Origin of the sequence: Formosa sp. Hel1_33_131 (assembly GCF_001735745.1) — a bacterium.
GTDB lineage: Bacteria > Bacteroidota > Bacteroidia > Flavobacteriales > Flavobacteriaceae > Hel1-33-131.
The window spans coordinates 1,728,278-1,753,884 of sequence record NZ_CP017260.1 but is presented as its reverse complement, the minus strand read 5'-3'; the positions used below and the strand labels follow the sequence as shown (position 1 = coordinate 1,753,884).

Annotated in this window: 23 protein-coding genes; 9 read left to right on the top strand and 14 right to left on the bottom strand. The window is 36.1% G+C overall.

From position 1 onward, the window contains the following. Positions 1–42: 42 nt before the first annotated feature. Complete coding sequence (locus FORMB_RS07910) at positions 43–429, top strand: DUF983 domain-containing protein (protein ID WP_069677938.1); 387 nt, start codon at positions 43–45, stop codon at positions 427–429. Here the strand turns inward: FORMB_RS07910 and FORMB_RS07905 are convergent, their stop codons facing one another. The 8 genes from FORMB_RS07905 to FORMB_RS07870 all read right to left on the bottom strand — a co-directional run bounded on the left by FORMB_RS07905 (position 430) and on the right by FORMB_RS07870 (position 11,100). Continuing rightward, on the bottom strand, positions 430–1,470 hold the full coding sequence (locus tag FORMB_RS07905; RefSeq protein ID WP_069676939.1) for an NAD(P)/FAD-dependent oxidoreductase: 1,041 nt from the start codon (positions 1,468–1,470) through the stop codon (positions 430–432). Positions 1,471–1,542: 72 nt separating this feature from the next. Continuing rightward, on the bottom strand, positions 1,543–2,760 hold the full coding sequence (gene gldN / locus FORMB_RS13240; RefSeq protein WP_069676938.1) for a type IX secretion system ring protein PorN/GldN: 1,218 nt from the start codon (positions 2,758–2,760) through the stop codon (positions 1,543–1,545). Positions 2,761–2,767: 7 nt separating this feature from the next. Next, positions 2,768–4,348, bottom strand: coding sequence for a type IX secretion system motor protein PorM/GldM (gldM, locus tag FORMB_RS07895; protein ID WP_069676937.1), 1,581 nt, complete (start codon positions 4,346–4,348; stop codon positions 2,768–2,770). Positions 4,349–4,401: 53 nt separating this feature from the next. Beyond that, positions 4,402–5,031, bottom strand: a complete 630-nt coding sequence (gene gldL, locus FORMB_RS07890) for a type IX secretion system motor protein PorL/GldL (protein ID WP_069676936.1) — start codon at positions 5,029–5,031, stop codon at positions 4,402–4,404. A gap of 48 nt (positions 5,032–5,079) precedes the next feature. Next, entirely contained in the window at positions 5,080–6,429 is a 1,350-nt protein-coding gene (gene gldK, locus FORMB_RS07885) for a type IX secretion system lipoprotein PorK/GldK (protein WP_069676935.1), read from the bottom strand. 132 nt (positions 6,430–6,561) lie between these two features. Beyond that, complete coding sequence (locus FORMB_RS07880; protein WP_069676934.1) at positions 6,562–7,719, bottom strand: formimidoylglutamase; 1,158 nt, start codon at positions 7,717–7,719, stop codon at positions 6,562–6,564. Then, positions 7,719–10,196: a type I DNA topoisomerase gene (topA, locus tag FORMB_RS07875; RefSeq protein WP_069676933.1), complete on the bottom strand. Its 2,478-nt coding sequence runs from the start codon at positions 10,194–10,196 to the stop codon at positions 7,719–7,721. Before topA ends, FORMB_RS07880 begins: the two co-directional genes overlap by 1 nt. A 127-nt stretch (positions 10,197–10,323) precedes the next feature. Next, positions 10,324–11,100: a hypothetical protein gene (locus FORMB_RS07870; protein WP_069676932.1), complete on the bottom strand. Its 777-nt coding sequence runs from the start codon at positions 11,098–11,100 to the stop codon at positions 10,324–10,326. 152 nt (positions 11,101–11,252) lie between these two features. Here FORMB_RS07870 and miaB point away from each other — a divergent pair, with 152 nt between their 5' ends. The 7 genes from miaB (at position 11,253) to groL (ending at position 17,670) form a co-directional block, all read left to right on the top strand. Continuing rightward, complete coding sequence (miaB, locus tag FORMB_RS07865) at positions 11,253–12,698, top strand: tRNA (N6-isopentenyl adenosine(37)-C2)-methylthiotransferase MiaB (protein ID WP_069676931.1); 1,446 nt, start codon at positions 11,253–11,255, stop codon at positions 12,696–12,698. Positions 12,699–12,700: 2 nt separating this feature from the next. Continuing rightward, positions 12,701–13,966: a sigma 54-interacting transcriptional regulator gene (locus FORMB_RS07860; RefSeq protein WP_069676930.1), complete on the top strand. Its 1,266-nt coding sequence runs from the start codon at positions 12,701–12,703 to the stop codon at positions 13,964–13,966. Then, positions 13,956–14,468, top strand: a complete 513-nt coding sequence (locus tag FORMB_RS07855) for an LptE family protein (RefSeq protein ID WP_069676929.1) — start codon at positions 13,956–13,958, stop codon at positions 14,466–14,468. The genes FORMB_RS07860 and FORMB_RS07855 overlap by 11 nt, the downstream gene beginning before the upstream one ends. 4 nt (positions 14,469–14,472) lie before the next feature. After that, on the top strand, positions 14,473–15,240 hold the full coding sequence (locus FORMB_RS07850) for a hypothetical protein (RefSeq protein WP_069676928.1): 768 nt from the start codon (positions 14,473–14,475) through the stop codon (positions 15,238–15,240). After that, positions 15,240–15,605 (top strand): preprotein translocase subunit SecG, encoded by a 366-nt coding sequence (gene secG, locus FORMB_RS07845; protein WP_069676927.1) that lies wholly within the window; start codon positions 15,240–15,242, stop codon positions 15,603–15,605. The genes FORMB_RS07850 and secG overlap by 1 nt, the downstream gene beginning before the upstream one ends. Positions 15,606–15,746: 141 nt before the next feature. After that, positions 15,747–16,022, top strand: a complete 276-nt coding sequence (locus FORMB_RS07840; RefSeq protein WP_069676926.1) for a co-chaperone GroES — start codon at positions 15,747–15,749, stop codon at positions 16,020–16,022. Between the two features lie 19 nt (positions 16,023–16,041). After that, complete coding sequence (groL, locus tag FORMB_RS07835; RefSeq protein WP_069676925.1) at positions 16,042–17,670, top strand: chaperonin GroEL; 1,629 nt, start codon at positions 16,042–16,044, stop codon at positions 17,668–17,670. 254 nt (positions 17,671–17,924) lie between these two features. Here groL and FORMB_RS07830 read toward each other — a convergent pair whose 3' ends face one another. The 6 genes from FORMB_RS07830 to FORMB_RS07805 form a co-directional block, all read right to left on the bottom strand. Next, the gene (locus FORMB_RS07830) at positions 17,925–18,170 is read right to left on the bottom strand and encodes a hypothetical protein (protein ID WP_069676924.1); all 246 of its coding nucleotides are present in this window, start codon (positions 18,168–18,170) and stop codon (positions 17,925–17,927) included. Between the two features lie 110 nt (positions 18,171–18,280). Further along, positions 18,281–18,634 (bottom strand): heavy-metal-associated domain-containing protein, encoded by a 354-nt coding sequence (locus FORMB_RS07825; protein ID WP_069676923.1) that lies wholly within the window; start codon positions 18,632–18,634, stop codon positions 18,281–18,283. 20 nt (positions 18,635–18,654) lie between these two features. After that, positions 18,655–20,892 carry a TonB-dependent receptor gene (locus FORMB_RS07820; protein WP_069676922.1) on the bottom strand — a complete coding sequence of 746 codons (2,238 nt, stop codon included), beginning with the start codon at positions 20,890–20,892 and terminating at the stop codon, positions 18,655–18,657. Between the two features lie 82 nt (positions 20,893–20,974). After that, a complete protein-coding gene (locus FORMB_RS07815) occupies positions 20,975–21,388 on the bottom strand; it encodes an HYC_CC_PP family protein (RefSeq protein ID WP_069676921.1) in 414 nt (137 codons plus the stop codon). A gap of 126 nt (positions 21,389–21,514) precedes the next feature. Further along, positions 21,515–22,831: a hypothetical protein gene (locus tag FORMB_RS07810; protein WP_069676920.1), complete on the bottom strand. Its 1,317-nt coding sequence runs from the start codon at positions 22,829–22,831 to the stop codon at positions 21,515–21,517. 640 nt (positions 22,832–23,471) lie between these two features. Next, entirely contained in the window at positions 23,472–24,809 is a 1,338-nt protein-coding gene (locus FORMB_RS07805) for a hypothetical protein (RefSeq protein ID WP_157498100.1), read from the bottom strand. A gap of 291 nt (positions 24,810–25,100) precedes the next feature. On the opposite strand from FORMB_RS07805, the gene FORMB_RS07795 reads away from it, so the two are divergent. Then, complete coding sequence (locus tag FORMB_RS07795) at positions 25,101–25,553, top strand: GAF domain-containing protein (RefSeq protein ID WP_069677937.1); 453 nt, start codon at positions 25,101–25,103, stop codon at positions 25,551–25,553. The last annotated feature ends 54 nt before the right edge of the window (positions 25,554–25,607 follow it).

Genomic DNA, 25,607 nt, shown 5'->3' with positions numbered 1-25,607 from the left:
AGTTTAGCTTTTCTTAACAAGTTGCAAAAATAGTGAATTATGATATTAAAAAAAGGAAATAAGCTGTATAGTATTTTGACAGGGAAATGTCCTAAATGTCATCTTGAATTAATGTATGAAACGAAAAACGCCTATCAGCTTTCACAAACCTTAAAAATGCACGAACGCTGTGGCCATTGTCAAACAAAATACAAAATTGAACCTTCCTTTTTTTATGGTTCCATGTATGTCAGTTACGGAGTTGGAATTGCATTTTCGATGGCAGCTTTCTTATTAACATTCATCCTTTTTGAAAGTTCGTTAGCGGAGTCGTTTATTGCCATTGTGTGTACACTTATAGGGTTTATGCCCATTATCATGCGACTGTCTCGAAATATTTGGATCAACCTTTTTATGAGTTACGATGCTGAATTGGTTGAAAAAAAATAACTATGCAAACCGATTGATATCGATTTCTTCAGCCAGAGGCGTATTTTTTTCTATAGAATCATAAAGAGCTTCTGCCATGGAAGGCGCCACCAAAACACCACGGGTGCCTAGTCCATTTAACACATACATGCTTTTATGATTGGGGTGCTGCCCTACTAACGGACGGCGATCGACGACGGTTGGACGAATGCCTGCGCGCTGGTCAATGACTTCAAATTCACAATCAATGAGGCGTTCCAGTTTTTCTAAAAGTTCCGTTTTTGCTGCTTCGGTTGGGTCATTTGTTTTATCAGTCCATTCATAGGTAGAGCCAACAAGATAGCGGTCTTCCACCATAGGAATCACAAATATGCTGGATTTCAAAATAGACTCCAATTTGAGAGCTGGCGCATGAATGGTAATAAGTTCGCCTTTGGTGCCTTCTAGCTGTAGGTGCTTAAAAAAAGGGTTTTTATGAATTCCAAAACCTTCGGTGAATACAATGTGATGCGCTTTTATAGAGTGATACTCCACCCCTTCAGTAGTTTCGATTAAATCATTATGCTCAAACGTTTCCTCTTTAAATTGGTTTAAGTTAATTAAAAAATCGCGATAGGCTTCTATAAGAGCTTGGGTGTCGATCCGTCCGGTATGGTTTACTGCGCCAAAACCAAAAGGGGCTTTGACAGATGGATTTGCATTGTTTACCAACTTAGGGTTTAAGAATTCCGTAAGCAGGGGTTTGTCACAAGCTAAAAACCAGTTGTTTTGTTCTTTGACCGAATTAAACACCCGATGAATTGGAAGCACGTAGTCGAGTTTAAGCCCTAATAGCTGCTCTAAGGCGGCATATTTAGGAATTGCTGACTCCAAGTGAATGGCGGCATTCCAAGTGACTGTAAAGCGTTTTAAAACAACGGGGTTGTACAATCCGCTTGCAACTACAGAGGCTTGTTGAGAACGGTTGCTGATGACGAGAAATGATTTATTGTGGAGCCGTAATTGTTCGGCAAACATAATGCTTGCCAAGCCCGACCCTACAATGATGTAATCATATTTCATTTGGCAAAGGTATTAAAATACAAAACGCTTATCGAATAGATAAGCGTTTTGTTGTAGTGGTAAGATTGTGAATTAATAACTCCACATGTCTTGTTCCTTGTTTCTGATTTTTTCTTTGATACGATCTGACTCTAAGAGTTGCATCAATGCATTTTTACTGATATAATCTCTAATGTCTCTATCTTGATACACATTCGCTTCTTTGTATATCGTCGCAGAGAAACGTCTTGAGTTAATTAATCGGTCAAAAGAAAAAGGTTTTGACATATTTTTTTGGTTGAAGGCATAGGCCTGACTAAGAACTTCTCTTGCTTCTGGATAGAACACCCAGAACATTGGTGTATATTCTTTGTCAGAATCGACTGCTGGCTCATCACTCATTGAAGCAAAACTATCTGTTTCAGAATCTTCTTCTGCAACTTCTTCTTCAGCAACTTCCTCTTCTGGCTCGTCATCAAAGAAAGCTCCAAAACCACCATCATCCCCAGAATCATCTGCACTGCCTGTGTCATCATTTGTTTGTGCAAATTTATCTTCAGCACTCAATGCAACAGGTCCAATAGCGATGGGTCTGAATTTAAGTTCTGTAGCGATTCTATCGAAATACCAAACTCCTTTAATGATGTATTTTCTTACATCACTGTACTCAAATTCAGCAGAGTTAAAATCGGTGTCAGGCATCAAAGAAGCCGCAACTGCGTTCCATTTTCTTTGGTACTCGTCTACCTTAAGGTTGTCTTCTAATTCTAAGAATTCTGTTGATGAAGGATCGTAAGTGACCCATTCTTCTTCAGGGAATTCATAACCAAGCGATTCTAAATGCGCTCTCCATGAACCTGCAATGTCAAAATGTTCCTTTCCTTCAGTAATACCATCGGCATCAACACCTGGTTTTAAAACTTTATAAACTTGAATATTTTCAAATTCTTCATCTGATATTTCTTCAGTGAAAGTGTCATTAAAATAGGCTGGAAACTCAAAAGACCTTACACCATCTATTAGATAATGAATTAGTGGTTTTCTGTCTGGAGTCACCGAGTAAATATCGATCGGATACAGGAACGGAAAGTTGACACGCTCATTTAAGTCCATCACTTCCCAAGTTGTGTAAGAAAATACAATATCTTCATCGCTCACTTTTGCGTAATCCAAAGGCTTGAATTCCGCACCTTCTTCTATCTTAGAAACCGTTTCAAGTTCATAAGATGATTTCGTATTTAAAAGGTTCGCTTGAGAAAACCCAATAGATAGATTCAAAAGTAATACTAATAAAAAAACAGACTTTCTCATGTTTAATTTAATTTATGGTTATTGAGGGTCCCGATTCTTTTTGACCGGCGGTGATCCCTGCATAATTAATTTTCTTAAAACTAACATCAAACCCTTTTGGTGCTTTTTTCAAAGCGGATTTTGCTTTTGCACTTAAAGCATTTCCTGTACAATCAAAAGCTTTTGGTCCAATTTTTACGGTGAATGATCTTACTCTAACTGTAGATTCTAAGCCATAAGCTGGGTCATAAATGGCACTCATTGATCCGCTTACCATAGAGCTTCTTGACATAGAACCTCCTTCTTTACCATTAAATAAAATATTTGGCACTGGAGCTCTTCTTATCTGAAAAGTTTCAGATGAACTGAATGTAGAATCATCCGGAAGTTCAGCAGAAATCTTTAACACGAGTTCTTGTCCCTTTTGAGGTTTGATCGTGTATAATCCATCCCCTTTGCTAGTGACTCCAGGTCCCGAAGCAGTTACTAAGTTTGCAGCAACGCCTGGTACGGATACTTTTACCAAGTTGTCAAAGTTTCTGAATAATGTGTTTCTTCCCATTACTTGTACAGAAGCAGTGTTTGGCTTAGAAATCACTTCGTAATTGGAAAAAACAGGGATTTCAATTGGCTCCCCATCTCCTTCTTCAAACGTGATTGTACCCACAATTTCTCTAGTACCCACAGCCCCCACTGGGAAATCAAGTACAATTGCTCCTTCAGAATTTAAAGATTCAATTGGATCTATCTCTGAATCGTTGATTTTAATTGCTGTCGGTTGCAAGTTTTCAGATTTTTTACCTAAAACTATTGTACCAGAAAATTTAGATCCGGGAAAATAAGCGGCTTTATCTGAAACCACATAGGCATCAAAATTGGCTAGAGTGGCATTGATTTTATATTGACCACCAATCATCGCAGATAGTAGTTCTGCTTGAAACCCAAGAACATTGGCTTTCATTACTGTAAGCTTTGTGTTTGTCGCTACTTCAGGAAACCCAAAATAGTTATACTCAATCCATGTTGTTTTGGCTCCTGATCTATTGATCACTTCAGACTCCGTATCAAATACATCTATAACATCATTGATTAGGTTGACATAGTTTTCGTCACTTTTTCCAGTCTTGAGCGAATCTACAACCGCAACAAAGTCCCTTTTAAATGCTTTAATCTTATCTAGAAACTCTTGACCTTCTGGTTTTAAAACGCCTTGACTTCCAATAAAGAATTTATTGTCAAAATAGTCTGGTTTGTCCATCACTTCGTAATCGTTAATTGGATCTTTTAATCCCTTAACTTCTTTTTGTGGTGGTGTTTGTTGAAGATTCGTAAGATAGGTTAGGAAATTGGTTGTAATTTCATGTACCTGATCTTTCGCTAGCTTTTTTTCTTTCCAGATTTTATCTTCTTTTTCAAAATTGCTATCTATAGATGTTTCAAATGTAATAATACGTTCTTGTAAAGAAATATTATTTTCTGTCACTTGCTCTGAAATCATTCCAAAAGCACTTAATACTTCTTTAGACATATTTAATGCTAGCATTGATATAAATACTAAGTACATCAAATTAATCATTTTTTGCCTTGGACTTTCTTTTGCTCCTCCCATTGTTAATTAGTTTTTTAAATTGTTAAATAAATTTTAGTTGTTAAAAAAACTAATTAATTTTTGTTCATTGCAGATAACATTCCACCATAGACTCCATTTAATGAAGATAAGTTAGATGCTAAAGATTCCATTTGTTCTTTGAGTTTCGTTGCGTTCTCGATAGACTCTTGGTTGATATCAGCCTGACGACCTGCACTTTCTAGTTGTGCTTTGTAAAGACTGTTGATAGATTCCATTTGAGCGGCTGCTTTAGCCATTTCTTCACTGTATTTCTGAGAAGCTCCCATAGACCCGCCCATACCTGAAGCGGTAGAATTTAGGTTTCTGATACTGTCTCCTAAGCTTGTGACTAAGGCACCATCAATTTTGGCTTCTTTTAATAAGCTGTCTAATTTCTTAGTAAGCACACCTTCTGGAGTTTCTTCTTTTGCTCCTTTAGCTTTCGCTTTTCCACCCGCTAATTCTGGGTAGGCTTTTGTCCAGTCTAATTCTTCGTCTGGAGCATCAAATGCAGAGAGTGCAAAAATTAAGGCTTCCGTTACAAGACCGATTGTCAGTAACATACTTCCTGTTAATGGACCTAAATCTTTGTGAATAATTTTCATTAATGCACCAATAATTACTACTGCTGCTCCAAGGCCGTAGGCCATATTCATTACTTTCTTGTTTATTTTAAATGCCATAATTGATGTTTTTAAATTTATTATTTGATGTTAATTGGTTATTTAATATTAATTAGTTGCTTGATTTGCTGTTACGTCGGTACCCATATAATCCTGAACGGTTCTAAAACCTATGTAACTTCGTTGAATTGTATCTACTTCGTAATCTCTTGAGCTTACTTGTAAGTAATAAGCGACATCTTTCCATGAACCTCCACGAACTACTTTACGATTTAAAGTATCGTCGTTTACATTTGGATTGATCGTAGATGAAAACTCGTAAGACGAAGAGTCGTAGGATGACATCGTCCATTCAGCGACATTACCAGCCATGTTATATAAGTTATAATCATTTGGCTCATAAGAATCCGCCTCTACAGTATATAGCGCTTGATCGGCTGCATAATTTCCTCTTAAAGGTTTGAAGTTTGCCATAAAACAACCACGGTCATTTTTCGCATAAGGACCTCCCCATGGGAACGTACCTCCTTGAAGGCCACCACGCGCAGCATATTCCCACTCAGCTTCAGACGGCAATCGGAATGAATTCACAAATTGTTGTCCTTTATCTTTTTTGTAAGTGTTTTTAATTAAAGTACGCCATTGACAAAATGCTTTGGCTTGTTCCCAGCTAATTCCAACTACTGGATAGTCTCCATAAGCTTGGTGCCAAAAATAGTCGTTGTGCATTGGTTCATTATAAGAATACTCAAAATCTCTAATCCAAACGGTAGTGTCTGGGTAAATTTTGACTGCTTCTTTTCTAATAACATCGGAACGCGAAAGATTTCTGTTATTCGCGGCTCTTTGAATGTCCATGTAAGAGTATTCAAACTCAAATTGGCTCACATCCCAAGTACGTTGTCCATTGTACGATTCCTCTAATGGTAGGTACATATTATCCATCACTTCAGAATATAACTCATCTGGATAGTCTTCGGTTTCAAAAATAAGATCTACATCATTATTGATTTTTCGTTGTTCATCTCCGTAAGTATCGAGCATGTATTTTTCGTAGGGTGTCATATCTTCCTCCTCAGAAGATAGGTATGCAAACTCACCAATCCCTTCATCGTCTTCTGAAGTTAAACCTTCTAAGTCAGCCATTTCAGCAAGATTGAATCTTAAAATTGAATCTCGTACCCAAAACACAAACTGTCGGTACTCACTGTTGGTGATTTCAGTTTCGTCCATATAAAAGGAGCGTACAGAAACTGTTTTGGTAGGGGCATCTTGAATTCCAGTGAGATCGTCATCTGATTTTCCCATTACAAAAGCACCTCCAGGTATCAAACTCATTCCGTAAGGCTTCTCTGGATGCCATTTTTTTCCTTTTACGCCAACCAATTCTCCTTTGTCTTTTGATCCACAACTAGTGATAAAAGCGAAGACTAATGTTATTAATACAATTTTTTTCATAAGTATATAAATTCAAGGAATAAACTCCTAAAAACTTCAGGCTGTAAACTTATCCATATATTTCTTAAAAAACAACTTTTTTTTAGTTGAATACTAATTCAAAATATATAAACAATTTTACACCTTTATAATCTAATTTTTTTTGTAAGCCTTATACCAACGCTCAGGAATCAATCCCTTTGTAGCACTGATATAATCCTCATGTGTACAGGCTAATAACGGATGTTGTTTTAATTTAGTATTTGAATACTCTAAAAAAGGTATTTCAATCCACCATCTTCCTGTTTTTTTACTCTTAAAGAACACCAGTTCTTCTGACTCCACTAGAACCGTGAATTTTAGGTAACTATTTGAATCACTGAAGTCATCATCTTTAATTCTGCAATTCACTCCTTCTATAAAGTACCACATGATCTGAGCAACAAGCATCGCCGTTGCTTCGTCATTTTGTGAAGGATTGTACTCGTAAATCCCAAAAGAAGTGACTTTATTACTAATTCCCGCATACCTTGAAATGGCACAAATTTCGCGGCCATTAAACCCATTTGGTGAATATTTTTGTTTAAGACTTACTTCAGAAGACTTAACAGAGTTAATATCCAAGGTGACAATATCAGCATCTCTAAGAACCGGTTCTACTACACTAATTGCGTGCGTAATAGCTCCCAATCGGTACGATTCGAAGTATAGTTTCTCCATTAAATCAATCTCTTCTTGAGAATTAAAATACGTTTGAAACCCTAATGCGGTATAATTAAATAGATTATAAGGCTGTTCTAAAATGATTTTCCCTAGATAACTGCCATTATTGATCGGCTTGCTAGAATCCCCTAAATCAAAGCTTTTATCAACATTCACAATATTGATCATCGAGCTGATTTTGTCGTATGCACGGTAATTGGCATAGGTTAGATCTTGACTTCCGCCAATAATAATCGGAATAATCTTCGCTTTTATTAAACTAGACACAACTTGAATCAGTGCAGAATAGGAGTCTTCAACGGTTTCACCTCTTTGGATATCGCCCAAATCGGCAATGTCATGCGACCAATTTCCTGGAAACAGCTTGTAAAATGCTTTTCTAATTTCAGTAAATTGGAATTCTTCACCTATATAGTCAACCGAATTTCGGGACTCCAAAACCCCTACAATAGCCATTTTTACACCTTCTAAACTTGGCTCTAGTGTCCTGCTATGAATCCTTAGTTTTTTTCCTATAGTCTGGTCATGTAGTAACTCTAATTCGTCTAAAAGCTGATCTTGAACAGGAGAAAGGAAACTATAATCCATTACTTTTTCTTTTTAGCACGTGTTTTTTTCTTGGGAGCATTTTTGGCAATAATCCCTTTCACTTCTTCAAAAGTTAGTTTTGTAGCATCCACTGTTTTTGGAAGCTCAATCTTGGTTTTTCCCTGAATGATGTTGTGTCGTCCCCATCGTGCTTTTTCAACGCGAATACCATCTTCTTCCCAATCATGAATCAGTTTGTCAATTTCCTTTTGGATTTTATCCTTAATTAAAGTCTCAATATCATCGTTAGAAAGATCGTCCCAGTCGTATTTTTTATTGACATTAATAAACATATTGTTCCATTTGATAAACGGTCCAAATCGCCCTTTACCTTTCTGAACTGGCAAGCCATCGTACTCGTATATTGGAGCATCTGCAGCTTCTTTTTCTTTGATTAATTCAATGGCATCTTCCATTTCAACACGCATTGGATCTGCGCCTTTAGGAAGGGATATAAATTTATCACCAAATTTCACATAAGGTCCAAAACGACCGTTATTTACAATAAGGTCTTCTCCTTTATAAGTACCTAAATCTTTTGGAAGTTTAAATAATTCCAACGCTTCGTCAAAAGTAATGGCTGCTAATTGAAAATTAGGAGGCACACTTGCAAAGACTTGTTTTTCTTCTTCATCGGCTTTTCCTATCTGAACTATCGGTCCAAATTTCCCTAAACGCACGCTTAATTGACGTCCCGATTTTGGATCGACACCTAAAATTCGTTCTCCGGATTCACGTTCTGCATTTTGACTGACGTCTTCAACTTTTGGATGGAACTCTTTATAAAATGACTTCATCATTTTAGTCCAATCTTCTTTTCCACTGGCGATTAAATCAAAATCCGCTTCAACTTTGGCCGTGAAATTATAATCTAAAATGGCTTCAAAATGATTCACTAAAAAATCAGTGACAATCATTCCGATATCTGTAGGAACTAATTTCCCTTTATCAGAACCAAACTTTTCAGTCAATTTTTTTCCTGTCAATTCTCCCTCAGACAAGGTCCATAATGAATAGCTTCGTTCTGCTCCATCAACAGCACCTTTCTCAACATATTTTCTGTTTTGAATGGTTGAAATTGTAGGCGCATAGGTAGAAGGTCTTCCAATACCTAATTCTTCTAATTTCTTTACTAAAGAGGCTTCTGTATATCTGTATGGCGGTCTCGAAAAACGTTCGGTCGCCGTAATGTAGTTGTTTCCTAAGGCCTCTTTCAGCGTCATGGCTGGCAACATGCCTTCTTGCTCTAAATTCTCTTCATCCGTTCCTTCAAGATATACTTTTAAAAACCCATCAAATTTAATAACCTCCCCGTTAGCCGTAAATGTTTCGTTATGGTTTGGTGTGTTTATTTTGACGTTGGTACGTTCCAATTGTGCATCGCTCATTTGAGAGGCGATGGCGCGTTTCCAAATAAGATCGTATAGTCGTGCTTGATCTCTTTCGATATTTACCGAATGGGTTGAAAAATTGGTAGGACGAATCGCCTCATGCGCTTCTTGTGCTCCTTTTGATTTTCCTTTAAAATTTCGAGGCTTGCTATACGTATCTCCGTAAGAAGACGAAATTTCTTGAGCCGCTGTATTTCGTGCTTCTTGTGAAAGATTTACACTGTCGGTTCTCATGTATGTAATTAGACCCGCTTCATAAAGACGCTGGGCCATATTCATTGTTTTGCTTACTGAAAAATATAATTTTCGAGCCGCCTCTTGTTGTAATGTAGAGGTTGTAAATGGGGGGGCTGGTGATTTCTTTGCGGGCTTTTTCTCAAGACTTGAAACTGAGAAAGCAGCATCGCTATTTTTATCTAAAAACGCTTTTGCGTCAGCTTCGCTGTTAAATGCCTTTGGAAGCTTTGCTTTAAACACCTGCCCTTTTGCAGTTGTAAATTCAGCATCAATTCTAAAAGTGGCTTCCGTTTGGAATTTTTGTATTTCGCGTTCACGCTCTACAATCAATCGAACCGAAACCGATTGTACACGTCCCGCCGAAAGGCCTCCCTTTACTTTTCGCCACAAGACTGGAGACAATTCGTATCCTACAATTCGATCCAAAACACGTCGCGCTTGTTGGGCATCGACTAAGTTATAATCAATCCCACGAGGATTTTTTACTGCTTTCTCAATCGCTGATTTTGTAATCTCATGAAAAACAATACGTTTGGTTTTAGCTTTGTCTAATTTTAAAGTTTCCGCTAAATGCCATGCAATTGCCTCTCCTTCTCTATCTTCATCACTTGCCAACCAAACTATTTCTGCCTTTTTAGCGGCCGCTTTTAGTTTGCTAACAACTGCTTTTTTGTCGCTTGAAACTTCATATTTGGGTTTAAAATCACCCTCAACATCTACTCCCAATTCTTTGGAAGGTAAATCCGCAATGTGCCCAAAACTAGACTCGACTTTAAAGTCTTTACCTAGAAATTTTTCTATAGTTTTTGCCTTAGCAGGGGACTCAACAATCACTAAATTCTTAGCCATATCTTATTTTTAGAGAGGTACAAATGTAGAGGATTTTTTTTATTTCTTTCTTTTATTTTTTTAACAAAGCAAAAAACAACTGCAAAATGCAGTCGTTTTTAATCCTTATTCGGTTTGATTTAAAAACTTATAAATCAATTGATTGAGTTGTTGATTTCTGGCTGTCAAATCCTATTACTTTTTTATAAATAATATATTGCGGAAGGTATAAAAAACAGCTAATAAACAAGGCTCCTAGGCCACAAGTAACTAAAGAAACGACATAGAATAAAATCATATTTAACATGAGAGTTAAAAAGGTAATGCCCCATTTTTTGTTTCCAAGTGCAAATGCGACCTTAATAATTTCAGAGGTTGACAAATGGGAGTTGTATGCAAATACAGGAAGCATAAACATCAAAGGAATCATGGCGTAGATCAAAGGAAAGAAGCAAAGCAAGGCTGCTAAAATGGCGATCCCTGTATAGGCCAATAGCAAGACGATCGCTTTCCCTAAAACTGGACTCTTAAAAAAATAGAAGAAATCAGACATAACAAAGGAATTTCCATGATCCATTTCTTTTACAATTCTATAAAATCCTAAATATAAAAGAGAGGATACGATACTCACTATAAACATCAACAAATAAATCCATATCAAAGAAGCCCCATACTCTTCTATAAGAGCCTTGCTCAACTGCGTGGAGCCCAAGGTTTGATTTAATCCACCATCAAGTGCAAGTGTGAAATACGGTAAATAGAGACTTATTATAAAAGGGAGCATAATGAGGATGGAAAACAATTGTAGCAACAAGCCTTGAACCCATACTTTTTTGAACACGCCTAGCGACTCGTTGAATAAATCTCCAAAATCTATAGATTTAGAGGCTTGAATTTTGCTTAATAACGTTTGAACTGCATACATACTATAAAATTTTGAAATCTAGTGAACCCCAAATAAAGAGGATTGTATTGTGAAATCAAAATAAAAAATGAAAATCATGACACTTTGTCATAAAAAACAAAATTATTGTATCTTTGCATGCTTATTGTCCCTCATTGGATATTGAAACTATTATGGAGAAAACAATTGATGAAACGGCTCAGGGCTCAAAATTAGCCATTGAACCTAAGCTAGAAAATACCAAAAAGCTGTTCATAGAAAGTTATGGCTGTGCTATGAATTTTAGCGACAGTGAAATTGTTGCATCTATCCTTTCAAAAGAAGGCTATAACACCACCCAAGTTCTAGAAGAAGCCGATCTGGTATTGGTGAATACTTGCTCTATTCGTGACAAAGCAGAGCAAACCGTCCGCAAACGACTTGAAAAATACAATGCCGTCAAACGCATCAATCCAAAAATGAAAGTAGGTGTTTTGGGCTGTATGGCGGAACGCCTTAAAAGTAAATTTTTAGAAGAAGAAAAAATTGTGGATCTTGTTGTAGGACCTGATGCTTATAAAGACCTTCCCAACCTGATTTCTGAAGTGAATGAAGGTCGAAGTGCCGTGAATGTAATTCTTTCTAAAGATGAAACCTATGGCGATATTTCTCCTGTAAGATTGAACACAAACGGCGTTACTGCTTTTGTATCCATCACAAGAGGCTGCGATAATATGTGTACGTTTTGTGTAGTGCCATTTACAAGAGGGCGCGAACGCAGTAGAGACCCTCAAAGCATCCTAGAAGAAATTAGTGATTTATGGAACAAAGGTTTTAAAGAAGTGACCCTTTTAGGGCAAAATGTAGATAGCTATTTATGGTATGGCGGTGGACTTAAAAAAGATTTTACGAAGGCAACGGACCTGCAAAAAGCCACGGCAGTTGACTTTGCAGTGCTCTTAGACCTGTGCGCAAAAGCGTATCCAAAAATGCGGATTCGATTTTCGACCTCCAACCCGCAAGACATGTCCTTAGATGTAATACGGTCGATGGCAAAACATCAAAACATTTGCAATCACGTGCACCTTCCAGTGCAAAGTGGAAGCAATCGAATTTTAAAGGAAATGAACCGTCAGCACACGCGCGAAGAATATATTGAACTGATCAACAACATTAAAGCCATCCTCCCAAATTGTACCATTTCTCAAGATATAATTTGTGGATTCCCAACCGAAACGGAAGAAGACCATCAAGACACCTTGAGTTTGATGGATGTTGTTAAGTATAGTTTTGGGTATATGTATGCCTATTCCGAACGCCCAGGAACCATGGCCGAAAGAAAACTCGAAGACGACGTTCCTTTTGAAACCAAAAAAAGACGCCTGGCAGAAGTGGTGGAGCAACAACGCGCTCATGGTCTTATCAGAACAGAAGAATTTCTAAACCAAACGGTGGAGGTATTGATTGAAAAAGAATCTAAAAAATCTGCTTCAGAATGGTCTGGAAGAAGTGCACAAAACACAGTTGCCGTGTTCCCTAAAGAAGACTATAAAATCGGAAATTTTGTAAACGTTAAAATAAACAGTTGCACAAGTGCAACTCTCATTGGAGAAGCCATTGGTTTATCTGAAAATAATTAATTATGGAAACAGTTCAATCTATAAAACAACGGTTTAGTATCATTGGAAATGATACAGGTTTGAATCGTGCTATAGAAAAAGCCGTGCAGGTAGCACCAACAGATATTTCGGTTTTGGTGACTGGAGAAAGTGGTGTTGGAAAAGAGAGTATTCCTAAAATTATTCATCAACTTTCGCATCGAAAACACGGAAAATATATTGCCGTCAATTGTGGTGCCATTCCAGAAGGCACTATTGATAGTGAACTTTTTGGACATGAAAAAGGCGCTTTTACGGGAGCCACTCAAAGCCGTTCGGGCTACTTTGAAGTTGCCAATGGAGGCACTATCTTTTTGGATGAAGTCGGGGAACTTCCCCTAACGACGCAAGTTCGATTGCTAAGGGTTTTAGAAAATGGTGAGTTTATAAAAGTAGGCTCAAGTGCTGTTTTAAAAACAGATGTTAGGATTGTAGCAGCTACCAACGTCAATATGTTTGAGGCCATTGAAAAAGAAAAATTTCGTGAAGACCTCTATTACAGACTGAGTACGGTTGAAATTTTATTGCCTTCGCTTCGGGATCGAAAAGACGACATTCATTTGTTGTTTAGAAAATTTGCAAGTGATTTTGCCTTAAAATATAAAATGCCAACCATCCGACTTGAAGAGCAAGCGATTGAAGCCCTCATCAATTATAGATGGAGTGGAAATGTGAGACAGCTCAGAAATGTTGCTGAGCAAATCTCCGTGTTAGAGTCTTCAAGAATGATTGATATATTGACCTTGAAAACGTATTTACCAAATATGGGAGGTAATTTTCCAACAGTACAAGGAAAAGATAAAAATCAGAGTGATTTTAGTACCGAAAGAGAAATTTTATACAAGGTTTTATTTGACATGAAAAGTGATTTGAACGATCTCAAAAAACTGACCATGGAATTGATGAAAAACGAAAATCACAGTGATGTTCAGAAAAACAACGAAAGTTTAATTGAAAAAATATATAATAAAGACGAAACCTTAGAACCCAAAAAAGAATCCGAATTTTTAGCCCTTCCTGCAAAGCCACAAGAAGAAAATACCGTTGAAATCGTAAAGGATCATGAGGAAAAATACACCTATATTGATGCGATTGAAGAGGAAGAAGAAACGCTATCTCTACACGATAAAGAATTAGAACTTATTAAAAAATCCCTTGAACGTCACAAAGGAAAGCGTAAATTAGCAGCAGATGAATTGGGAATTAGCGAACGTACTTTATATCGAAAAATAAAACAATATGACCTTTAACGTTTTAAAATACAGCTTAGTAATCAGTGCTTTCACCCTTGTTTTGGGTTGTGGTGCTTACTCTTTTACAGGCATTTCTTTAAGTGCCGACACAAAGACCTTTCAGGTGAATTATTTTCAAAATACCGCAGCTCTTATTGAGCCAGGTATAGAACGTGACTTTACTATAGCGCTTCAAGATTTGATATTAAATCAAACCAATTTAGTTCTTGTTAATTCGAATGGAGACATTGTTTACGAAGGTGAAATTGTTGAGTACAGAATTTCCCCCACGACTGCCACTTCTAGCAATACAGCCGCACAAAACAGATTGACAATTAGTGTTAATGTGATTTTCACGAATACAAATGAAGAGGAATCTGATTTTGAAAAACGGTTTTCGTTTTTTTATGATTATGCAGGCAGCGCACAACTTATAGGTTCCCAAAAAACAACGGCGATAGAAGAAATTTTTGAACGCATCACCCAGGATGTCATAAATGCATCCCTAGCCAATTGGTAAGTTTATGAACACATTAGATTTTACATATCTCTTACACCACCCTTCGGCTTTAAACAAAGATCAAGTCAGCCATGTGTCTGCTATTATTGAGGAGTTTCCCTATTTTCAATCAGCCAGAGCCATCTATTTAAAAGGCTTAAAAGACCTGGGAAGTTTTAAGTACAATCAAGAGCTCAAAACAACGGCTGCTCATACAACCGATCGCACGGTATTGTTTGATTTTATTACTTCTGAAGTATTTTTACAGAATGATATTTCGACACATATCAAACAAAATTTTGATCAAATCAAAACAATTAAAGTTGAAGAATTTCAAGATATTTCTTCTCACACTTCTTTGATCGTGGACGATTCTGAATCGAAATTAGAACTCGGAAAACCTTTAGAGTTTGATAAAACCGAAACCTTTTCGTTTTCTGAATGGCTTCGAGTGGCACAAAAAAAGCCGATTGACCGCTCTGAATCATCTGAACCTGAAGAAGAGTCAAACCGCGATAAAAAGTTTGCGCTTATTGATGCGTTTATCACAAATAAGCCCAAACTAAAACCTCTTGACAAAAACTCGAAACTCATCAATATTGCGGAGGATTCTGCCTTTGAAACAGAGGATTTAATGACCGAAACTTTAGCAAGAATCTACGTGGAGCAAAAAAACTATGATAAAGCAATACAGTCTTACCGTATTTTAAGTTTGAAATATCCAGAAAAAAGTAGTTTATTTGCAGACCAAATTCAAGCAATAAAAGTCTTACAAGAAAAAAATAATTTATAATGAGTACATTTTCTATATTTCTAGTCCTTATCGTCATCGTAGCTTTTCTACTAGTCGTTGTTATTATGGTTCAAAATCCTAAAGGTGGAGGATTGTCTTCTTCATTTGGAGGTGGTGGAACACAACAAGTTGGTGGTGTTAAAAAAACATCCGACTTTTTGGACAAAAGCACATGGGCACTCGCAACATTATTGTTGGCCTTAATTTTACTATCTAATATTGCTATTGTAGGTCCTAGCAACAGTCAAGAATCTAAAGCTCTTGATTTAGATGCAGCACCAACAACAACTCAACCTGTAGCAGTCCCTGTTCAAGAGACAACTACTGAAGAGAGTTCAACGCCAGAAGCAACGGATTCAGAGTAAAACAAATGCTTTATAAAAATTACAAAATGTCAACGCCAACACGTTGACATTTTTTGTTTCTGAAAGTTTGTCAGTTCAATGGGCTTGGCACACTTTTAGAAAGTATAAATACGAATTTAACAACACTAAAAATTAAAATATATGGCTTTAAATATCAAACCATTAGCTGACAGAGTTCTTGTAGAACCACAGCAGGCTGAAACAACAACCGCTTCTGGAATTATCATCCCTGATAATGCGAAAGAGAAACCTCAAAAAGGCACCGTGGTTGCTGTGGGTAAAGGCACTAAAGATGAGCCTACAACTGTAAAGGTTGGCGATGCAGTACTTTACGGAAAATATGCTGGAACAGAGCTTAAACTAGAAGGAACTGATTATCTAATCATGCGAGAAAGTGATATTCTTGCAATTGTTTAATTTTTAAAAAATAAAAGAAATGGCAAAAGATATAAAATTTGATATAGATGCACGTGACGGATTGAAACGTGGCGTTGATGCACTCGCAAATGCAGTAAAAGTAACTTTAGGACCTAAAGGTCGTAATGTGATTATTGGCAAAAGTTTTGGTGCACCACAAGTGACTAAAGATGGTGTTTCAGTAGCAAAAGAAGTTGAATTGGAAGATGCTCTAGAAAATATGGGTGCTCAAATGGTTAAAGAAGTTGCTTCTAAAACCAACGATTTAGCTGGAGATGGTACCACAACAGCAACCGTTTTAGCACAAGCAATTGTAAAAGAAGGTTTGAAAAATGTAGCTGCTGGTGCGAATCCAATGGATTTGAAACGTGGAATTGATAAAGCAGTCACATCCATCATCACGGATTTAGAAAAGCAAGCAAAGAAAGTTGGAAATTCTTCTGAGAAAATTCAACAAATTGCATCTGTTTCTGCCAATAACGATAATACTATCGGAGAACTTATTGCCTTGGCATTTGGGAAAGTTGGTAAAGAAGGTGTCATCACAGTAGAGGAAGCCAAAGGAATGGACACTTATGTAGATGTGGTTGAAGGAATGCAATTTGACAGAGGGTATTTAAGTCCTTATTTTGTGACCGATGCCGATAAAATGATTGCTGATTTAGAAAATCCTTATATTTTATTATTTGATAAAAAGATTTCAAACCTTCAGGAAGTGCTTCCAATTTTGGAGCCTGTAGCACAATCTGGACGTCCACTTTTAATTATTGCTGAAGATGTAGATGGCCAAGCCTTAGCTACTTTAGTGGTCAATAAATTAAGAGGTGGTCTTAAAATCGCTGCAGTGAAAGCACCTGGATTTGGAGACCGTCGTAAAGCAATGCTCGAAGATATCGCCATCCTTACAGGTGGTACCGTGATTTCAGAAGAACGTGGATTTTCTTTAGAGAATGCAGACTTAAGTATGTTAGGAACTGCCGAAACAGTGACTATTGACAAAGACAATTCAACGATTGTCAATGGAGCTGGAAAAGCGGATGATATCAAGGCGCGTGTGAATCAAATCAAGGCGCAGATAGAAACAACGACTAGCGACTATGACAAAGAGAAACTACAAGAACGCTTGGCGAAGTTAGCTGGGGGTGTTGCAGTCCTTTATGTAGGCGCTGCTAGTGAGATTGAAATGAAAGAAAAGAAAGACCGCGTAGATGATGCACTTCATGCGACGAGAGCCGCTGTTGAAGAAGGCATTGTTGCTGGTGGAGGTGTTGCGCTTGTAAGAGCTCAAAAAACACTCGAAAAACTAACCGCAGCCAATTTGGATGAAGTTACCGGAATTCAAATCGTGTCTAAAGCGATTGAAGCTCCCTTACGTACCATTGTAGAAAATGCTGGTGGCGAAGGAAGTGTAGTGATCAATAAAATCCTAGAAGGTAAAGGCGATTTTGGTTACGATGCCAAAAATGATGTCTATGTAGACATGCTTAAAGCTGGAATTATTGATCCTAAAAAAGTAACGCGTGTGGCTTTGGAAAATGCTGCTTCTGTAGCAGGTATGATCCTCACAACAGAATGTGCTTTAATTGACATTAAAGAAGACGCTGCTGCAATGCCTCCTATGGGTGGCGGGATGCCAGGGATGATGTAAATCTCCACATACAATAACAATCAAAAAAAGCTCCTGAAATTACATTCAGGAGCTTTTTTTGTGATTTAATAACTAGGTGTCACAAATTGTGATACCTAATATTATTTTATAAATCACACACTATTATTCACTTTGAAACCCTTTTAAAAATTTTTCAACTTCTCTAACAGTGTGAAATTTATTTATTCTGTCAAGTTCATCGAAATAAGAGTGTTTAGCTTTTGCTCCCCAAATCACATCCATCATAAAAATCTTTATTCTGAAATGTTAAATTTCTTCCTAGCTTCAGACGTCACTTCTTCGTGAGTAAAAAAGTCTCCGTTTTTTATGCTTTCTCTACTTTCTATTAGGAGCTCTTGTATTTCTTTTGGCAACTCCTCAAAAAAGTCAACTTGGTCTTTTGAATACGTTTCATATAAAGCATCCACCATACGCAAAAAACGATCATCAACCTTCCCGATCGCTTCTTTCCATTTATTTCTTAATTCTACTGTTCCCATAATAATATTGGTTACGATATAAACAAATATAGCTAATTATATCCAAATTTAATTTGAGTTATGCTTGCCTCTCCGTATTCTGTGACCGATCGGACATAAACTCACTAAAACTATTTATGTTCCTCTACAACCTCATCTTCTCTGTACTTACAACACGGGTGGACACTGTTATAAGCTTCGTCAGTTGCTTTCAGTTCTTTAGTGTCATGACCAACACCTGCAATGTTTTTTTGGATGGTCGTGAGGTCGGTTTTGTTTTCATCAAAAATGAGTCTTAACTCGTGACTTTCTACGTTCCAAACAGCAGATTTAACCCCTTTTGTTTTAAGGCTCGCTTTTTCAATACGATTTTTACACATCATACAAACACCGTCCACTTCAAAAGACGCTCTCGCATTTTTATTTTGAGCAAAACTCAACGTGGTCATGCATAGGATGGTGAGTGATAAGAAAACTGTTTTCATAATGTTTGTGTTTATATTTATTAATTTAATTTATAGCGTAAGCCCGTGTAATAAGTGCTCCCAAATATGGGACCATATACAAATGTAGTATCAAAATTTGAGCCAAATGGGTTTTCAGAGCTTAAAATTGGATTTTTTTGAGTGGCATTGGTAATGTTTTCTGCACCCACATAGAGTTCAAAGGAGTCCGAAAACACCTTGGTTATTTGTGCGTTTAGGGTAGATATGGTTGGAGAATAGGTTGGCAACTGATAGGCTTCTGGACTGGAAGCGGTCGATGAAAAACGCTGTTTTCCAAACCAATTAAATGTGGTGTCAAATTTCCATACACCTCCTTTATCGGTTTTAGGAGTTTCAAAAGAGAGATTAGCAAACACACGGTGTTGAGACGTTAACGGTCTCTTGAGGTTTCCAGACTTGTATTGAGTTTTAACATCGTAAAACTTGTAAGCTGTTTTTAAATCCAATCGCTCCAAAATATTCAAACTAAACTCCGCTTGAAAACTATTGGCAAAACTAGAACCTTCTAAGTTATAGAAGTTGACTTCATAAGGATTTTCATAATCTACAACTACTTGATTTTGAAAATCGGTTCGATAAAAATCTAAGGTAAGATCTGCTTTTCGGTCAAACAACTTAAATCCTTGTAAAAAAGATATACCATAATTCCAAGCAATTTCAGGTTCTAAACCATAAATATTTCCGCCAGTACTTTGGATATTAATCGTTCTTGAGGTTGCGAATAATTTTTGATTTTCAGCAAAAATATTCGCTGCACGTTTTCCGCGTCCAAACGACACTCTAAAGGCCGATTTTTCCCATGGTGTGTAGCGCGCATGCACCCTTGGAGTGATAAAAGTTCCTAATAAATTGTGGTGATCCACACGGATTCCTGCCGTTAAATTAAGGGCTTCTAAATTGTCAAAACTGTATTCAAAAAACCCACCAATAGAGCGTTCATTTCTGTCGTATAATTCTGAATTGACCGTCTCCCTATAGTCATCATAAGTCGCGTTCAAACCTGTTTTTATTCTATGTCTTGAATCGCTAATAATAGAATTATAAACCAAGTTGGAGTATATGCTTTTATGACGTATATCGTATTGATTTAATCCAAAATAAGATGTTTGGTCGTGATCGCTGTAGGACAATTGAAGTCCTAAACTTTGATACGGAATCTCGGGATTGACATAACCAAATTTCGAAGAAACCTCAAAACGTTTGGTGGCGATTTCACTTCCCCAAACGGTGCTTGAAAGTCGATCTGTTTCAGGATCAAAATCGAGTTGACCCGCTTGCTTTTCATCTGTTAAGTAGCGTATATTCAAAAAGCTAATCAATCCTTTTTGAAGGTTAGAATATTGCCAACGGTTCATAATATTGAGTTGTTTCGCCAAAGGCATATCTAGAAATGAATCGTTATTTCTGTCAAATTTTTGTGATCTGTTATTTGCATGCACATACAGTCCTGTGCTCCACTTCTCAGAAAGCGTGGTGTTAAAATGCGTATTGAATTCTGTCCGACCATTCAAAGATCCATAGGCATTGACAAAAACCGTATTATCCGTGGTGGGTTTCACCAACTCTGCATTGATTTGTCCCGCAATACTTTCAAACCCGTTGACAACACTTCCACCTCCTTTTGTAATTTGGATACTCTCTACCCAAGTCCCAGGGATAAAACTCAAGCCGTAGGCTTGCGACGCGCCACGAATTGAGGGAATATTTTCAGTGGTAATTAAAATATAAGGACTCGTGAGACCGAGCATTTTAATTTGCTTTGTCCCCGATATGGCGTCCGTAAAATTGACATCAATAGAGGGGTTGGTTTCAAAACTTTCGGACAAATTACAACAAGCAGCTTTCAAAAGCTCTTTACTACTTATGGTAGAAATATTCTGAGATGAGAGATAAGAGGTTGCCGAGGATTTTTTTCTCGCAGACACGGTTACTTCTCCCAAATCATCAGAGGCTTCTAACAAATGACGAATCATTTTTAGACTGTCGACCCTAAGCGTGTCTGTTTTAAAGCCAACAAAACTAATCACTAGTTTTTTGTAAGAGGGCTTATAAGGCAGCTTGAACGTTCCTTCCTCTGAAGTAATGGTTCCAATGGATGTGTTGAGCCAAAACACATTGGCTCCGAGCAAAGGAATCTGCTGGTTTTGGGAATTTAATTCCATGATTTTTCCTTTGATTTCACTTTGTGAAAAAACAAAAAATGGAAAGAAAATGATAAGATATAATATAGATTTCATTGTGATTTAATTTATAAGAATACTACAAAAAGGCATTTAACAAGCGTGATGTAAGCCTAAGAATGTGTCTATAGTACTAAAATCAAATCAGAAAAACTTGATGTTCAATTTGAGAGTCCACTATCAAATCGGGTGAAAAATAATTGGGGTCATAACCAACAACTAAAGAAATGAATAAAGTCTGATGACTATTGAATTTTGAAAGCGATTGAAAAACCTTTGCAAGCTGTAGCTCATCCATAGATGAAACAACATTTAATTCCTTTAAACCATCAAAAGAAACAACCTTGTTTGTGCAGCAGCTGATTTTGGAAAACTGAATTTTAGAATTGGTGTCTAATGTAGCGCTACAACACGATGTAACCTTCGAAAAGACTGCAACATCTACAATTTTTGGTCCACAAAAATGAGCTTCAATTTTAAATGAAAATGTGGACAAAAGCACTAAAAGCGCCAGCGTCATTGAAAAAACTTTATGAGTCAAGGTTTTTTGCATTTGTCAAATTTAATGAAACGCGGGCTATTTATACCATTGGTTAACAAAAAAATAGCAGAATAAAGCTCGTATTAAAATATTGCTTCCTTCTACTATTTTTAAATAAAATGGTAACTTTAATTTTTACTAATCAAATGGGTAAAATCCATTTAGGGTCTTTTTAATACGCCATCTGTTTCCTGTATTATAAAATTTTGGTTTTATAAATATATTTTCGCTCCCCCCATACGATGAATACATTACACTATAAGCAAGATAATACGTGTCAATTTCAGTCATATCGTAAGCAAGGTCATCAAAATGGAACGCTCCTAAGGTGTGTCCAATTACGTGCACGAATGGGATCGCAGTACTAACTACTACCCCCAGGTGATATTCGTCAGGAGTTTCACGGGAAACTGCCATCCCTAATCTGTTACCAGAAAAAGGTCTCCCATTTTCTTTTAAATATATGTAAATATTATTCCCGTCTTTTGGTTCAAAAACTTCATTCTCTAAGTACGACGTAATATCACGAATTAGTGATTCGGCATGATTATTAAACTCTAGTCTATGTGGTGCTTGAATATATGATATATATAAATGTACGGGCATATCATTAGAATTAGATTTTAAAAGAGGAATATGCCCAGATTGATCGCTACCAATATACACTACCTCTGAAGACAATGATTTAAAAGATTTTATTAGTAAATCAATGTTACTAGAAACATTTGTGTACATACGTCTTTTATATATTTTGAGATTCCAAGAAGGTCTTGGCCTAATTGGGCTCCCATCACTTCCATTTTCTATTAATACGTCAACCTCATCCTCATGTTCATTTACCATAGAGCATGTAAGACCTGTAGTGCGCCGCATACTTAAAAGGTCCTGCTCGTTTGTTGTTGTTACGATTGCTTTTCCTATTACAAAAGATGTCTCTGTAGATTTAAAATGGAGTTTTTCATTAAATTTATTTGAGACGTTTTTAGACGACCTATTTTGTCTTAACAAATCAATATTATATTCTTTTGTTTTTAGTAAGCCCGCTAAAAGTTTAGGATCTTCATACCCATATAAGGTGTAGTTTATTTCATTAGCGTTATCTGTATATCTAACATAAATAGATCTTACATTATTGTCAACAATTATAGTTCTATCACCTATTTCATCTTCAAGAATTATAGTGTTCTCCACATCCAAACCTTCAACGGGTTTCATGTTTCTCATCTCAAAATTCATCTCTCCTATGGTGAAATCTAAATTATTATGAGATTGAATGTCTCGTCTCAACTGACTGTAATTACTTCCAACAGAATTCATGTCAATTTTTTTAACTGAACTTTGGGGAGCCAAATTATCGTTTTCCATACTCTCTTCTTCACTACAAGATAAGATTGAAATAACAATCAAAAATAAAGCTGTGAACTTCATTAATTTCATTGATTTCATTGATTTCATTGATTTATATTTTAATTATGCCTACTCTCTGTTTAAAGTCCTTTTTTCAGCTTATTCTGACTCTTAAAATAGTAATTAGTCAAAAATAGCTCTTGAAACTAATTAAAAATGATTGAATATTGTCCAATATCAATACTATCTAATCTAATTTGTCTAAGGTTTAAATTTGTTGTTTGAAAGGGTCATTATCAATCGGGGGAGAAGTAATTAGGATCGTAATCAACAACTAAAGACATGAAAAGCGCCTGATTACTTTTGAATTTTGAAAGCGATTGAAAAACTTTTACAAGGGGTGATTTATCCATAGATGAAACAACGTTAAATTGATTTAAGCCATCGACAGAAACAACTCTGTTTGTAAAGCATATGATTTTGGTAAATAAAATTCCGTATTGGTGTTCTCCGCTGGATTACAGCACGATTCAACCTTCAAGAAGATAGCAATATCTACAATTTTAAATGAAAATGTTGACAAAAGCACTCAAAGAGCTAATGTCATTGAAAAAACTTTATGTGTCACAGTTTTTAAATTCGGTTAACAAAAAAATAGTAGAATAAAGCTCGTATTAAAACATTGCTTATTTCTACTATTTTTTAAATAAAACGACAAATTTAATCTCTTATACCTCTTCAGTTATTTCTATCTTAATAAACGCGCTTTGACTCCATCCCTGTTGAGTGACCCATAAAATTTTTCTTTTTTAAATAACTCAGGGAATCCCCCATACGTTGAATACATTACACTATAAGCAAGATAATACGTGTCAGTTTCAGTCATATCGTAAGCAAAGTTATCAAAATGTTTTGCTCCAAAGCAATGCCCAACTTCGTGTGCAAAAGTAGATGAAACATTTGCTGACAGTCCAAAGCGATATTTATGACGAGGACTTTCATAAGTTGCCAGGCCATTTATTCCATCCTTAAATGGTGTACTTTCAGAATTTAAATACATATAAAAATGACGCGCCCTTGCTTTTCGTTCTCCTTGACTGGCCAAGTAGTTTTCAAATCTAATAAATAACTCATCAGAATCATAATGATATAAATTACTTGGTGCCTGCTTATATTTTACGCCTAATTCTATATACATTTTATTAGAATTAGATTTTAAAAGAGGAACAAACCCATATTGATCGCTACCAAAATACTCTACATCTGAATTCAATGATTTAAAAATGTTATTTAGTGCGTCAATAATAGGAGCCGTATTTGTGGTCATATCTCTTTTGTACATGACGAGAAACCAAACAGGTTGCACCTGTGCTGTTCTGTCTACTGTAGCGTTCTCAAATGGAATAACTTCACTTTCAGAACATTTCACACCCAGGCTACCTTGTTGTATATTCAAAAGGTCATACTCTTCTTTTGTTGTTACGATTACTTTTCCTAAAACAAAAGATGTCTCTGTAGATTTAAAATGGAGTTTTTCATTAAATTTATTTGAGACATTTTTAGACGACCTATTTTGTCTTAACAAATCAATATTATATTCTTTTGTTTTTAGCAGATCCGCTAAAAGTTTAGGATCTTCATACCCATATAAGGTATAGTTCATTTTATTAGCGTTATCTGTATATCTAACATAAATAGATCTTACAATATTGTCAACAATTATAGTTCTATCACCTATTTCATCTTCAAGAATTATAGTGTTCTCCACATCCAAACCTTCAACGGGTTTCATGTTTCTCATCTCAAAATTCATCTCTCCTATGGTAAAATCTAAATTATTATGAGATTGAATGTCTTTCACCAATTGATCATAATTACTTCCAACAGAATTCATGTCAATTTTCTTAAATGAATTTTGGGGAGCCAAATTATCGTTTTCCATACTCTCTTCTTCACTACAAGATAAGATTGAAATGACAATCAAAAATAAAGCTGTGAACTTCATTAATTTCATTAATTTCATTGATTTCATTGATTTCATTGATTTCATTGATTTCATTGATTTCATTGATTTCATTGATTTCATTGATTTATATTTTAATTATGCCTACTCTCTGTTTAAAGTCCTTTTTTCAGCTTATTCTGACTCTTAAAATAGTAATTAGTCAAAAATAGCTCTTGAAACTAATTAAAAATGATTGAATATTATCCAATATCAATACTATCTAATCTAATTTGTCTAAGGTTTAAATTTGTTGTTTGAAAGAATCCAATGGTTATTGTTATAAGATTATGAATAATTACCTGAGTACAGAAAAATTAATTCAATTTAATAGGATTAAACGCAGAAATGGTATTTTTACAAAAATTATTTTTCATGACTTTTGATGTTTTAAAACCTAAAATAACAGCCATAATTTCAGATTCTAGTTCAAAGGATCACAGCTTGCAATTGATCTGTGATTTATTAAAAACGGAAATACCTCATTATGATTGGGTTGGGTTTTATTTTAAAAATGGAGACAAGGAAGAGTTGAAACTTGGTCCTTATTCAGGAACTCCTACAGACCATACAATCATCCCGTTTGGTAAAGGGATTTGCGGGCAAGTCGCCCTAAGCAATGAAAATTTTGTGGTTCCCGATGTGAAAGCACAGGATAATTATATTGCTTGTAACATCAATGTGAAATCTGAAATTGTAGTCCCTTTGTTTGTCAATGGTCAAAACATAGGGCAAATAGATATTGATTCTAGTACAGCTGACCCATTTACAGATGCTGATGAACATTTCTTAGAATTTGTGTGCCAATCGGTTGCTACGCTTATGTAGTTGTTAACAACTCTAGGGATTCGTTAAAAAAAACCTTTTTTTTAGAGGAATTTC

Bases quoted from the DNA above. Each gene is read 5' to 3' on its own strand.
- FORMB_RS07820 (WP_069676922.1), bottom strand. From the start codon at position 20,892: ATGAAATCTATATTATATCTTATCATTTTCTTTCCATTTTTTGTTTTT.
- gldN (WP_069676938.1), bottom strand. From the start codon at position 2,760: ATGAGAAAGTCTGTTTTTTTATTAGTATTACTTTTGAATCTATCTATT.
- topA (WP_069676933.1), bottom strand. From the start codon at position 10,196: ATGGCTAAGAATTTAGTGATTGTTGAGTCCCCTGCTAAGGCAAAAACT.
- gldL (WP_069676936.1), bottom strand. From the start codon at position 5,031: ATGGCATTTAAAATAAACAAGAAAGTAATGAATATGGCCTACGGCCTT.
- FORMB_RS07805 (WP_157498100.1), bottom strand. From the start codon at position 24,809: ATGAAATCAATGAAATCAATGAAATCAATGAAATCAATGAAATCAATG.
- secG (WP_069676927.1), top strand. From the start codon at position 15,240: ATGAGTACATTTTCTATATTTCTAGTCCTTATCGTCATCGTAGCTTTT.
- gldK (WP_069676935.1), bottom strand. From the start codon at position 6,429: ATGAAAAAAATTGTATTAATAACATTAGTCTTCGCTTTTATCACTAGT.
- FORMB_RS07860 (WP_069676930.1), top strand. From the start codon at position 12,701: ATGGAAACAGTTCAATCTATAAAACAACGGTTTAGTATCATTGGAAAT.
- FORMB_RS07830 (WP_069676924.1), bottom strand. From the start codon at position 18,170: ATGGGAACAGTAGAATTAAGAAATAAATGGAAAGAAGCGATCGGGAAG.
- miaB (WP_069676931.1), top strand. From the start codon at position 11,253: ATGGAGAAAACAATTGATGAAACGGCTCAGGGCTCAAAATTAGCCATT.
- gldM (WP_069676937.1), bottom strand. From the start codon at position 4,348: ATGGGAGGAGCAAAAGAAAGTCCAAGGCAAAAAATGATTAATTTGATG.
- FORMB_RS07905 (WP_069676939.1), bottom strand. From the start codon at position 1,470: ATGAAATATGATTACATCATTGTAGGGTCGGGCTTGGCAAGCATTATG.
- FORMB_RS07840 (WP_069676926.1), top strand. From the start codon at position 15,747: ATGGCTTTAAATATCAAACCATTAGCTGACAGAGTTCTTGTAGAACCA.
- FORMB_RS07825 (WP_069676923.1), bottom strand. From the start codon at position 18,634: ATGAAAACAGTTTTCTTATCACTCACCATCCTATGCATGACCACGTTG.
- groL (WP_069676925.1), top strand. From the start codon at position 16,042: ATGGCAAAAGATATAAAATTTGATATAGATGCACGTGACGGATTGAAA.
- FORMB_RS07815 (WP_069676921.1), bottom strand. From the start codon at position 21,388: ATGCAAAAAACCTTGACTCATAAAGTTTTTTCAATGACGCTGGCGCTT.
- FORMB_RS07880 (WP_069676934.1), bottom strand. From the start codon at position 7,719: ATGGATTATAGTTTCCTTTCTCCTGTTCAAGATCAGCTTTTAGACGAA.
- FORMB_RS07810 (WP_069676920.1), bottom strand. From the start codon at position 22,831: ATGAAATCAATGAAATCAATGAAATTAATGAAGTTCACAGCTTTATTT.
- FORMB_RS07795 (WP_069677937.1), top strand. From the start codon at position 25,101: ATGACTTTTGATGTTTTAAAACCTAAAATAACAGCCATAATTTCAGAT.
- FORMB_RS07855 (WP_069676929.1), top strand. From the start codon at position 13,956: ATGACCTTTAACGTTTTAAAATACAGCTTAGTAATCAGTGCTTTCACC.
- FORMB_RS07870 (WP_069676932.1), bottom strand. From the start codon at position 11,100: ATGTATGCAGTTCAAACGTTATTAAGCAAAATTCAAGCCTCTAAATCT.
- FORMB_RS07850 (WP_069676928.1), top strand. From the start codon at position 14,473: ATGAACACATTAGATTTTACATATCTCTTACACCACCCTTCGGCTTTA.